Source organism: Candidatus Frankia nodulisporulans, from assembly GCF_902806475.1.
In the GTDB taxonomy this organism is placed as follows: Bacteria; Actinomycetota; Actinomycetes; order Frankiales; family Frankiaceae; genus Frankia; species Frankia umida.
In genome coordinates this window covers 1-11393 of sequence record NZ_CADCWS010000135.1, presented here as the reverse complement: position 1 = coordinate 11393, position 11393 = coordinate 1, and the positions used below count along the sequence as shown (strand labels likewise).

General features: G+C 71.2%; 10 protein-coding genes and 2 pseudogenes. 7 read left to right on the top strand and 5 right to left on the bottom strand.

The window, feature by feature from the left end; translation table 11 throughout:
- A partial coding sequence (locus tag G6R24_RS13200) for a TerD family protein (protein WP_163549551.1) occupies positions 1–557 on the bottom strand: 557 nt, incomplete at its 3' end.
- Between the two features lie 134 nt (positions 558–691).
- On the opposite strand from G6R24_RS13200, the pseudogene G6R24_RS13195 reads away from it, so the two are divergent.
- Positions 692–1849 (top strand): annotated as a pseudogene (locus G6R24_RS13195) (aldo/keto reductase).
- A 127-nt stretch (positions 1850–1976) separates the two neighbouring features.
- Positions 1977–2453 carry a MarR family transcriptional regulator gene (locus tag G6R24_RS13190; protein WP_163549550.1) on the top strand — a complete coding sequence of 159 codons (477 nt, stop codon included), beginning with the start codon at positions 1977–1979 and terminating at the stop codon, positions 2451–2453.
- Between the two features lie 46 nt (positions 2454–2499).
- On the opposite strand, the gene G6R24_RS13185 is transcribed toward G6R24_RS13190, so the two are convergent.
- Positions 2500–3069 (bottom strand): Ntn hydrolase family protein, encoded by a 570-nt coding sequence (locus G6R24_RS13185; RefSeq protein ID WP_163549549.1) that lies wholly within the window; start codon positions 3067–3069, stop codon positions 2500–2502.
- Between the two features lie 272 nt (positions 3070–3341).
- On the opposite strand from G6R24_RS13185, the gene G6R24_RS13180 reads away from it, so the two are divergent.
- The 4 genes and pseudogenes from G6R24_RS13180 to G6R24_RS23725 form a co-directional block, all read left to right on the top strand.
- The gene (locus G6R24_RS13180) at positions 3342–4124 is read left to right on the top strand and encodes a sporulation protein (protein ID WP_163549548.1); all 783 of its coding nucleotides are present in this window, start codon (positions 3342–3344) and stop codon (positions 4122–4124) included.
- A gap of 174 nt (positions 4125–4298) precedes the next feature.
- Positions 4299–6413 carry a hypothetical protein gene (locus G6R24_RS13175; RefSeq protein ID WP_163549547.1) on the top strand — a complete coding sequence of 705 codons (2115 nt, stop codon included), beginning with the start codon at positions 4299–4301 and terminating at the stop codon, positions 6411–6413.
- A gap of 25 nt (positions 6414–6438) precedes the next feature.
- Positions 6439–7794 carry a hypothetical protein gene (locus tag G6R24_RS22380; protein ID WP_225438473.1) on the top strand — a complete coding sequence of 452 codons (1356 nt, stop codon included), beginning with the start codon at positions 6439–6441 and terminating at the stop codon, positions 7792–7794.
- 76 nt (positions 7795–7870) lie between these two features.
- Positions 7871–8182 (top strand): annotated as a pseudogene (locus G6R24_RS23725) (helicase HerA-like domain-containing protein); the annotation flags it as partial.
- Here the strand turns inward: G6R24_RS23725 and G6R24_RS23720 are convergent.
- Positions 8075–8800, bottom strand: a complete 726-nt coding sequence (locus G6R24_RS23720) for a hypothetical protein (protein ID WP_338083927.1) — start codon at positions 8798–8800, stop codon at positions 8075–8077. The pseudogene G6R24_RS23725 and the gene G6R24_RS23720 sit on opposite strands and share 108 nt — an antisense overlap.
- Before the next feature lie 57 nt (positions 8801–8857).
- Entirely contained in the window at positions 8858–9127 is a 270-nt protein-coding gene (locus G6R24_RS23715; protein WP_338083928.1) for a hypothetical protein, read from the bottom strand.
- 10 nt (positions 9128–9137) lie between these two features.
- On the opposite strand from G6R24_RS23715, the gene G6R24_RS23710 reads away from it, so the two are divergent.
- On the top strand, positions 9138–9959 hold the full coding sequence (locus tag G6R24_RS23710) for a hypothetical protein (RefSeq protein WP_338083929.1): 822 nt from the start codon (positions 9138–9140) through the stop codon (positions 9957–9959).
- 740 nt (positions 9960–10699) lie between these two features.
- Here G6R24_RS23710 and G6R24_RS13160 read toward each other — a convergent pair.
- A complete protein-coding gene (locus tag G6R24_RS13160; protein WP_163549546.1) occupies positions 10700–11122 on the bottom strand; it encodes a hypothetical protein in 423 nt (140 codons plus the stop codon).
- Positions 11123–11393: the final 271 nt, after the last annotated feature.

Sequence of the window (11393 nt, the reverse complement as noted above, 5' to 3'; positions counted from 1 at the left end):
GGGGGCGACGGCGGCGCGGCGGCCTCGGGTTCGTCGGCGACCTCGCCGCCGTAGGAGCGGATCAGTTCGGCGAGCCCGCCCTGGAAACCCTGGCCGACCGCGGCGACCCGCCACACACCCTTGCGGTAGACATCGCCGATCATCACCGCACGTTCACTGGTGAAGTCGGCACCCGTGAACGCGTAGCGCAGCACCTCCACCCCGCCGGCGACGATGCGCAGGTAGCCGGAGGAGATGGCCGCGGCGCTGCCCGCCCCGTCGAGGGCGGCGCAGAACGACAGCCGGCCGATCGACGCCGGCACCCCGTCCAGACTGACCTGGAATCCCTGGCTGTCGCCCGGCTGCGGGCCGACCTGGCGGACCGAACCCTCCGGCGAGGACGGCTGGTTGAAGAAGATGAAGTACCGGTCGTCGGAGAGCCGATCGCCGGTGTCGAGCCCGAAGCAGGAGATGTCCCACTCCCCCGGCGCGCTGATCCGCACGCCGACGTACAGGTCGGTGTTCGGGGTGACTGCCGACAGCTGGGTCTTCTGCCCGCGACTGAACTGGGTGACCACGGCACTCCCCTCACTCGCCTGCCGCCGCCCGTGGGCCGCCGGGCCACGCCATGCCCGGATGTTCGCCGGACCTGCGGGCAAACTAGCAGCTACCCACCGGACCCACGGCACACGCCGACCATCCAGGGCCTGTCATGGACGGGACACCCGCCACATCTCCCGGTTGTGCGCGCGCCCGGGCCACACCACCTCGCGTTTTCGCCCAGCCGGGCCCGACCGGCCGCTGGCTGCGTCGAGCACGTCCGTTCGCACCACTTCGGACGGCAGCCGTCTCGCCACTGGATGCACCGGTGGCGTTGACTGGACGCATGCGCCACGTCGAGCACAGCGTCAGCAGCAGCCCGAAACGCCTGTCGAAGATCGGCCTGGGCACCTGGCAGTTCGGATCCCGGGAGTGGGGCTACGGCAGCGAATACGCCGACCAGGGCGCGGCCCAGGTCGTCCGGCGGGCACTCGAACTCGGGATCACCGTGTTCGACACCGCCGAGGCATACGGTTTCGGACGCAGCGAACGCATCCTCGGCGCGGCCCTCGCCGCCGGCACCTTCCAGGAGGTGTACCTCACGACGAAGATCATGCCGGTGCTGCCGGTGGCGGCCGTCGTCGAGCAGCGGGCCGTCGCCAGCGCGAGCCGGCTCGGCGTCCGTCACCTGGACCTGTACCAGGTGCACCAGCCGAACCCGCTGGTCCGCGACCGGTGGACGATGCCGGGAATGCGGGCGCTGCGCACCGTCGGGCTCGTCGGGGACGTCGGCGTGAGCAACTACTCGCTGCAACGCTGGTAGGAGGCGGACGCGGCGCTCGGTGCGCCGGTGCTGTCCAACCAGGTCGAGTACAGCCTTGCCCGGCCCCGCCGGGGCGCCGCGCTGCTCGAGTTCGCCGCGGCCGAAAGCCGGATCGTCATCGCCTACAGCCCACTGGCCCAGGGCCTGCTGTCGGGCCGTTACTCCGCCACCCACCGGCCCGCCGGCCGGGTCCGTTCCGCCAACTCGCTGTTCCTGCCCGAGAACCTCGACCGGGTGGTGCCCCTGCTCGACACCCTGCGCGACGTCGCCGCCGCCCACGACGCGACGCCGGCACAGATCGCCCTGGCCTGGGCGATCCACCATCCCCAGGTGATCGCGATCCCCGGGGCGTCCAGCGTCGCTCAGGTCGAGAGCAATGCCGCGGCCGCCGACATCACCCTCGCCGACGACGAGTACGCCGCGCTCACCACCGCCTCGGAGCGGTTCACCCCCGTGGCCGGCCGCGCCGCTGCCACCGCCCTCGCCACCCAGGCCCTGCGCCGCTGACCGCGCCCGCCCCTGCGGGCCCTTGTTGACCTGAACCCACGTTCATGTTCTAGCGTCACCGCCCGACGACAGTGCGACGTTGCCACCCGGCGGTACGGGCTGCCGGGCGTCGCCGGCGGGAGCACCCATGGCCACCGACATCACGCCCCATCCGGACGAGGTCCTGGCCCGCCAGCCGGCCGGCTACTGGACCGGTGCGGCCCACCGCACGATCGTGGGCCGCATCCGCGCCGAACTCGCCGTCGACGATCTCACCCAGCCGCACTGGTGGATCCTCAACCATGTGGCCGGAGCTCCCGCCCGGTGGGACCGGCCAGGGCTGATCCGCCGGCTGGCCCGCTTCGACGATCTCGGCACCGACTTCGACGCCGTCCTCGACGATCTGCTCGCCCGTGGCTGGCTGACGCCCTCGCCGCAGCCGGCAGGAACACCCGTGTTCACGCTCACCGAGGCAGGCGAAGCCGGACGGGCACGGGCCGCCGAGCGCACCCAGCAGGCCCATGCCCAGATGCACCAGGGCATCACCACCGAGCAGTACGCGGCTGCACTCACCGTCCTGCGCCGCATGATCGCCAATCTCGACGGCGACGCCGAACTGCCCTGACCCACCCACGCTGCCGCGGACGCCCCCGGTGTCAGGGCCCGTGCTGTCAGGGGGCGCGGACGGTGCCGTCGGGGGCGTAGACGTCGTCGGACGTGACGTAGTGGAAGGGCGGGCAGACACCGGTGGAGTGGTGGGCGGCGGCTTCCAGGGCCAGCCGGACCCGCTCGTCGGCGTCGAGGCCGGCGGTGGTGTGCAGCGAGCCGCTGGCGTACTCGTCGCCGCTGCCGATCGCGTAGTAGTCGTCGACGCTGCGGCCGATCTGGTAGTCCGAGTCGATCCGGTACAGGTGCCCGCGGATACCCACCAGGAACAGCCCGCCGCTTTCGTTGCCCGACTCGTTGCGGGCGAAGCCGCCGTCGCGCAGGCAGTCCCGGACCACGGCGATGAACTCCGTCGACATGAACCGGTCGAGATCCCAGTCCTGCGGGACGGGCGGCACGAGGCTGTACCGCAGCAACTGGCCCATCCGGAACGAGTCGGTGAAGCCCATCAGGAACTCACCGTTGCGAAACACCTTGGTGTCCGCACGCACGGTGACGGACCAGCCGGCCACGCCGGCGCTGTCCCCACCGATGACGACCCGGCCGTCTTTCTGTACACCGACGATGCAGGTCACGAAGCGGGATGGTACCGGTTCTGACCGCAGGCGGATGCCCCACCCGTCAGCCTCCGTCGTCTTCGTCACGGACCGTCTTGAAGGCGACGGTTCGGCCGTCCCGACGGCCCGGCATGGGAGGCTTGACCATGACGGCTCGGGACAGCCGTCGACGCGGCATGCGCGGACGTGGGCGAGCGGCACGAGCCGGCGACCGGGCGGCCAGCCGTGGCCTGGCCGCGGCCAGGCAGACAGCCAGGCGATAAGGCCGGGACGAGAGGGAAGCAACGGCGATGGTGATGAAGCGGTTCATGTCGCGGCTCGGGGTGGGCGCGGCCGAGGTGGACACGGTGCTGGACCGGCCGCAGACCCAGCCGGGCACGGTTGTCACCGGCGTGACGAACATCGTCGGCGGGAAGGTCGAGCAGGAGATCGAGAAGGTGCTCGTCTCGCTGGAGGCCACCGTCGAGGTCGAACAGGACGACTCCACCTGGTATGAGCAGGTGACGTTCGGTACCCAGCAGGTCGGGGGTGGCTTTACGGTGGCCCCCGGCCAGCGGATCGGCGGTCGGTTCGAGCTGGCCGTGCCGTGGCAGACCCCGATCACCACGGTCGGTGACTGGCAGCTGCGCGGAATGAAGATCGGGGTGCGCACGAAGCTCGCGATCCCCGGCGCGGTCGACCCGGGTGACCTCGACCCGGTCGAGGTGCATCCGCTGCCGATCCAGGAGGCGGTGCTGGCCGCGCTCGGCGACCTGGGCTTCCAGTTCCACTCCGCCGATGTCGAGAAGGGTCGCCTGCACGGTTCGGATCTGCCGTTCTACCAGGAGATCGAACTGCGCCCCTCCGGTGACTACGCCCGGCGGATCCGCGAGCTGGAGGTGACCTTCCTGGTCGACGGCGCCGGCACCGACGTCGTGCTCGAGGCCGACCGCCGCGGCGGCCTGCTGTCCTCGGGCGGCGACGAGCTCACCCGCTTCCGGCTGTCCCACCAGGACCTCGACCGCCAGGCCCTCGGCGGCCTGCTCCACCAGCAGCTCGAACATCTCGGTCGCCGCCGCGGCTGGTTCCGCTGACCTGCGGCGAGGCCGCGCGGGATCACCCCCTGGACATGACTCTCCCGATCTGACTGCATACGTGGGGCGTAAAGGGATAGCGTTTTTCGCTACCCTTTGCACACGGATGGTGGTTACATCCGAGAACTGCTCAGTCGGAGCAGATCCGTATCGGGGGGTCGGACGGGTGATCGCATGACAGCACCACAACCGGATGCGCTCGGCAGGGAGCTGGTCGCGCGGATCTTCAGCCCGGCCGAGCGCTGGGGTTGGGAGTTCGCACCGGCGCATCCGCCGGTGCCCCATCCCGAGGCCCACCAGCCGCCGTCGCAGTTCCCGGTGCCCCCGCCGGACCTGCGCGGGCTGGAGTTCCGCCGCCAGTACCTGGCGAGGAAGGTCTGGAAGCCGGCGGTCGGTGGCCTGCTGACCCTCTCCGGCCTGGGTGCGCTGGGCGAGTCACCCGGGGGCGGGCTGTTCATCCTGATCATTGGTGTCGCTCTGATCGTCTGGTACGTCCTGCCGCTGACCGCGCTGAGCCGGCAGAAGAAGGAGTACCTGGCGGCCTACGAGGCCGAGCTCGCCCGCCGCCAGCACGAGTTCCAGGGCGTCTACGCGGCCTGGCAGCAGCGGGTTCACCAGCATGACGAGGCCGAGCGCCACCGGGTCGCCACCGCGATGGACTTCTATCCGCTCGACCCGCTGGGCCCAGCCCGGGTCGACGTCTTCGGCGGCACCGGCGCCGGCTGGACCAGCATCCTGGCCACGGGTGGCGCATCCCTGCTCGGCGGCGGTGCCGGCATCCTGCTGCTCGACCTGTCCGAGCAGAGCGTCGGCGCGGGCCTGGTCATGCTCGCCAACGAGGCGGCGAACGCCGCGGCTCAGGCGTCACCGGTCGAGGTCCGTGAGCTGCCCGCCGCGCTGGAACGCCTCGGTCTGCTCGACGGGCTCGAACCCCGCGAGATCGCCGAACTACTGGCCGATGCCTTCGACGCCGACCGTCGCGGCGGCGGTGACCGCGCGCTGCGCGCCATCGACGTCAACATCCTGCGGGTCGCGACATCCTCGATCCACGCCCCGGTGACCTTCGCTCGTCTCGCCGCCGCCCTGCGCATCCTGGACAACCAGAGCACCGCGATCCACGAGGGCGTGTTCGACGCGTACGAGATCGACGCGTTGCAACAGCGCCTGCACGACCTGGGGCAGCGGGAGTGGACCGCGGAGCAGATCGGTTTCCTGCGCACCGAGCTGGAGACCCTGGCCGGCGCCGAGCCAGCCACAGCGGCTGCCACCAGCAAGGCGGCGGAGGTCGATCCGGCGGCGCGGTGGTGGCCGCGCGGCGGGCTGCGGGTGCTGGGGACAACCAGCGCGGGCCGTGACAGCTCGGCGCGCCGCAAACTGCTGATCGACCGGGTCCTCGTGCAGACCCTGCTCTACCGACTTCGCAACGACGCCCGTGGGATGGACGGTGACGTCGGTGACGTCGCCGTCATCGCCGGCGCCGACCAGCTCGGCCAGGAGACCCTGACCGCCCTGACCCAGCAGGCCGAGCGGGCCCAGGTCCGGCTGATCCTGCTGTTCAAGAGCCTCAGCAACGATGCGCAGGCGCTCATCGGCACCGGCCACAGCGCCGCCATCTTCATGCGGTTGGGCAATGCCCGCGAGGCCGCCGCCGCTGCCGAGCACATCGGCCGGGGCTTCCGCTTCGTGCTCTCCCAGGTGACCAACCAGGTCGGCACCAGCTTCACCGAGGGCTTCGCCAACAGCTACGGCGAGCAGGACGGCACCTCCTACACCGAAGGCACCGGCGGCAGCCGCGGGCTGGGAGCTGGGGGGCACACCAGCGGCGACAACTGGAACCAGTCGACCACCACCTCGCACTCGGCGTCCTGGACGAACACCGTCAACGTGTCGAACACCGTGAACCAGAACGCCGGCACGACCATGCAACGGGAAAAGGACTTCATGGTCGACCCGACAACCCTGCAGAGCCTCGCGGCCACCGCGTTCATCCTCGTCGGCACCGGTGGCGGGCCCGGGCGTGTGCGTCCCGGTGACTGCAACCCGGGCCTCGTCCTGCTGCCCAGGGTGGCCAGCACACCACGGGACTTCAGCGCCGCTCCGCATTCACGGGACCCGGGCGCCCTCACCCACGGCGCCACCACCGCGACCCAGCAGATCGGCGCGCCGCAGCCCACCCATCAGGCACCGCCGCAGGCCTACCCGGGGGCCTACCCGTACTCCCAGGGCGGGCAGGGCGGGCAGCCATCCGGTCACGGCGGCTACCCGTACCAGCAGCCTGGCCAGTGGTAGCTCGGGCGCCGGCATGCTGGACAGGTTGCGTTTCCATCGGCTCCTCACCGTCCCTCGGCCTCCCGCGGCGGCGGACGGGCCCGACCCGGCGCCGGCGCAGCTGTTCGCCGCGCTCATCGCCGCCCACGCCGATCTGACCTGCGCCGCCGAGGACGGTGCGGTCGATCCGCCGGCGATCGCGGTCGCCTGGTTGCGGGTGCCTGGCGATCCGCACCTGCGGGTTCTCGTCGGGGGGACGCCCACCTTCCCGCCGGCGCGCCCGGCCACGGCCGGCGTTCCCCTGGCCGGCACGATCCCGGCACCGGATGCGCCCACGCCGGGGGTCGCGGGATGGAGTTCGCCCGTGCCGGTGCTGTATCCGCCGGGTAGCACCGGTGTCGCGGTGGACACCGGTGAGGTTGTCACGGCGATGGCCGGCTTCCCCCACTGGTTGCGGTGCGCCGGAACAGCGGACGCGCTGTGGGCCGCCGACCGGTCCGGTGTCACGGGTCGCGACCCTGACAGCGGTCCGACCCGGCACGGCTCCTTCGACGACTTCGCCGCCCATCTGCCCGGCGCCTTCGCCTGGCTGGTGATCGCGCAGCCGGTACCCGCCGACGTCGTCGACGCCGAGCGAGGCGACCTGGTGCGCATGATCCCGTTTCTGCGGCGGCGCGAACAGGACGGGCATGCCCGCCTCGAACTGGAACGCGCCGAGGCGCGGTACCGCGAGCTGACCCGCTCGTCCGCCGCCGGCCTGTGGGATGTGCGGGTCCTCGTGGGTGCGTCGACGGCTACCGAGGCCCGACTGACCGCCGCCCTCCTGTGCGGCTCCGGTGAACTTGACGATCTGCCTTACCTGATCTCCGCGCAGCGCACCCGGCCGGTCTCACTCGCCGAGGCGCTCGAACCGCTCGACCTGCCCGGATCAGCCGGCGGTTCCGGCCCGCCACCGCGGGCTCTCGGCATCGGCCGCCCCGACCACGGGCAGGCTCCGGACGCGGGACCAGCGGCCAGTGGTCGGCCGGGGACCGACGGGCACACCGGCCCCCACGGGCCGACGACCTCCGGTTATGGCGTCCATGGGCACCCCGGTTCAGCCATCGGCGCCGACTACTGGCCGGGTACGGAACCCGGCGGTGGGGCCTCGGGCGGTGGGGTCGGTGGCACCGGTGCCAGGGGGTCTCCTCAACGTGCGACCGGCCCCGTCGCAACCCGGCTTCGGCCGAGCCGGCCCGCCAGGACCGCCAGGAGCGGCTGGCCCCGCGCGATCTGCCGGGCCGCCCGGGCAGCCACCGGAGCCGCGCCTGGGTGGCGTGGCCACCGCCGGCGTCGAGGCACGTTATCCGTTTCGGGCCGGAGGCGAACTGGTGGCGGCGCTGGCTCGGCCGCCCCGGCGTGAACTGCCCGGTATCACGCTGGTTACCGCCCACACCTTCGATGTCACGCCCGAAGGGGACCTGCGCAGACGTCCACCGATGGCGCCAGCGCCGAGCCTGCTCGCGGGCACCGAGAGGGCCGACGCGGGCTCCTCCGGAGGCGACCAGGCGCTGGTGCTCGGCCAGGTACTCGACGCCGGCTGGTCACCGGCCGGCGTGCTGGCGGTACCCCGCGCCACCCTGAACCGGCATGGCTTCGCCTGCGGGGCGACCGGCTCGGGTAAGTCGCAGACGGTCCGGTCGCTACTGGAGTCGCTCGCGCGGGCCGCGAGTCCCGTCCCGTGGCTCGTGTTGGAGCCGGCCAAGGCCGAATACGCCCGGATGGCCGGACGGCTCGCCGGCCACGCCGAGGTCCTCGTCATCCGACCGGGGCGTCTGGATGCGCCGCCGGCCGGGCTCAACCCGCTCGAACCGGAGCCGGGTTTCCCGCTGCAGAGCCACATCGACCTGGTCCGAGCCCTGTTCCTGGCCGCGTTCGAGGCGCACGAGCCGTTCCCGCAGGTGCTGGCCCGGGCGTTGACCGTCTGCTACACCGACGCCGGCTGGGACCTCGTCGCCGGCCGGATGCGCCCCGAGCACCGACCCAGGTTCCGCGACGACGAGCCGCTGGTGGTGGCCCGACGCCGCTATCCGAACCTCGGCGACCTGCAACGCACCGCCACCCGGGTGGTCGAGACCATCGGCTACGGCGCCGAGGTGACCGCCGACGTCCGTGGCTTCGTCGACGTGCGGATCGGCTCGCTGCGCGAGGGCACCCCCGGCCGGTTCTTCGAGGGCGGCCATCCCCTCGACATCGGCGCGCTGCTGACCCGCAACGTCGTCGTCGAACTCGAGGACATCACCAGTGACCAGGACAAGGCGTTCCTGCTCGGCGCGATCCTGATCCGCATCGTCGAGCACCTGCGGGTGCGCCACGGCAGTTCCGGTACCGACGAGCTGCGCCACGTCCTCGTCGTCGAAGAAGCCCATCGGCTGCTCAGGAACGTCACGGACGGCCCGGCCGCGGCCGCCGTCGAGCTGTTCGCCTCACTGCTCGCCGAGATCCGCGCCTACGGCGAGGGTGTGCTCGTCGTCGAGCAGATCCCCTCGAAGATCCTGCCGGACGTCCTGAAGAACACCGCCCTCAAGGTGATGCACCGACTGCCCTCCGCCGAGGACCGCCAGGCCGTCGGCGCCACCATGAACCTGCGCGACGAACAGTCCGAACTCGTCGTCGCCCTGCCGCCGGGCGTGGCCGCGGTCGCCGTGGACGGCATGGACCGCCCGGTCCTCACCCGGATGCTGCCCGGCGGACACCGCGGAGTCGGTGGCGGCCGCCCGCCACGACAACATCCCGCTGACGGGTCGGCGCAGCCTGCTGTGCGGCACCGACTGCACCACCCGCGGCGCCTGCACGCTCGGCCAGGTCAACGACGCCGCGCATCTGGCCGCCGAACCGCTGCTGGTCGTCTGGGTCGAGGCGGTGGCCGCACACCAGGTCATCGGCCTCGCCCACCTCCTCGGCGAGGCACCTCCCACGCCAAGTGCGCCGCTGCGCGACGAGGTACTCGGTCTGGCCGCCCGCCTCCGCGACTGCCTGCTCGCCCACGCCGTCGACCGGGCGGTGGCCGCCCGCGCCACCCTGCTGCGCCCCTACATCGACCCGGACGACTTCGCCGACCGTCTCTACGAGACCCTGCGTCACCTGCTGACCGACATCCCCGGCCAGACCAACACCGGCGCCGGCACCGACACCGGCGACACCCGCCGTTGGACCGCCGGCTCCTACCGCTACCAGGACGTCCGCCGCGCCCTGACCGAAGCACGCCACTGTACCGGCGCCGACAAGCCCCATCCCCTCACCGCCACGTGGCGCCACCGCGGCCTGTTCCTGACCGGCACCACCATCGCCGAACAGTTCGACGAGATCTCCCACAGCCCGCACTACGCCCCCGGCCTTGAGGCCGTCGGCCTTGGCGACCTGGCCACCAGCGGCCTCGCCAGCGCGGTGCGTTCCCTGACCGGCGGCACATCCGAGGAGTACCTACGCCTGGCCCTGCTCCAGGCCTGCGCCGGCGCCGACCTCGCCGCCCTGCGTTTCCAGGTCACAAGCCTGCTCGAAGCCCACGTCGCCGGCGGAGGACGCTGACATCTGATGGCCACCGATACCCCGCCAAGAACCGACGCCCCACCTCCTCCCCCACCACCACCGCCACCCGACGTCTCCACCAGAAACAAGGCCTCCGCCCTGGACGCCGGCAACGGCGTCCAACCCACGAGACCCGACAACACCACCGTGGCCGGCCGACAGCCGGAGACCAGACCGGGGTCCACCCAGGGCCACGGTCTCGAGAAGCCGACCGCTGCTGGAGATCAGTCGGTCGCCGCGAAGGAGACCCCCGGGACCGCCCAGGCCACCGGCTCGACGCCCGCAAGCATCCGAGACAGGCCTTTGGCATCGGAGGTTGCGGGTAAGGCCGACACCAAGGCCCCCAGTCGGAACGAGGCCGCATCGTCCGGGTATGACTCTCGACCCTCCCTGCCGATGCCCGGCGAGACTCCCGAGCGCGCTGAAACGGGCGCAGTACGACCGGTCACCCCCACCACGCAGGACAAGGCCGTCGCACTGGACGGTGACCCATCGCCAGGCTCCGGGCAGCGAGGCAGGGCAACGTCCGACACCCAGCAGCCCGCGGAGCGTGAACCGCAGGGCCTGGAACCACCCCGGCAGGGTCTCGAACCCACGCCTGAGTTCCAGGCTGCCCTCGACGAACGCAAAGCTGCCATGGACGAACACAAAGCTGCCATGGACAACCGCCAGGCCGATCCCACCGAACCACCCACTACGCCCGAACCGCGGACTGATGTCGATCCCCCAGCCGGTACCGATCAGCCAGCCGCCACTGCGACCGAAACGTATCCCACGACCGGCCCGGATACAGGCGAGCACAGATCAAAATTCGATACGCAGCGAGCCAACACTGTTCCCGAGCCACGAACTCCCGAGCCGCGAACCGAACTCGGCGCCGCCTCCCATACCTCGGTCGCTACCGACGGAACGGATTCCGAGAATACTTTCAGTTCCAACTCCGGTGATAATCCACCGGTGACGCCGGCGGAGAAGATCTCCCCGACCGGCGTCGAATTCCCGTCTTCGGCATTCGAATCTCCCAGCAGCAGGCCCGAATCCGGCGAGTCGCCAACACGCCACGACAGCGGCATCGCCCCCCATGCAGGAGACCGCTCAACAGCCGATCCTCCACCAGCCAGGGATTCTTCTGCCGCACCGCCGGAGGCACCAGATAACGCCACCGATTTTCCGGTGCATGGCGGGACCGACACACCGCAGTGGGCCGGGGCCCCTACCAGGGGGATGCAGGATGTATGGAACAGGTATCCCGACGACTATATTCCACCTGTACAGCCAGCGACTGGTTCGGAGGTAGGACAACCACATCAGGATCCGGCCCTCTGGGTCGGAGACATCAATCCACATTATGATGCGCCTGGACGAGACAACGAGGCTTATGCAGAACTCATGGAATAGAAATAGAGTGCCCGGATCGCGGAGAATGCTGTGGGG

Bases quoted from the DNA above. Each gene is read 5' to 3' on its own strand.
- G6R24_RS13190 (WP_163549550.1), top strand. From the start codon at position 1,977: ATGGCCACCGACATCACGCCCCATCCGGACGAGGTCCTGGCCCGCCAG.
- G6R24_RS13180 (WP_163549548.1), top strand. From the start codon at position 3,342: ATGGTGATGAAGCGGTTCATGTCGCGGCTCGGGGTGGGCGCGGCCGAG.
- G6R24_RS13175 (WP_163549547.1), top strand. From the start codon at position 4,299: ATGACAGCACCACAACCGGATGCGCTCGGCAGGGAGCTGGTCGCGCGG.
- G6R24_RS23720 (WP_338083927.1), bottom strand. From the start codon at position 8,800: ATGGGCTTCTTCGACGACGAGGACGTGGCGCAGCTCGTCGGTACCGGA.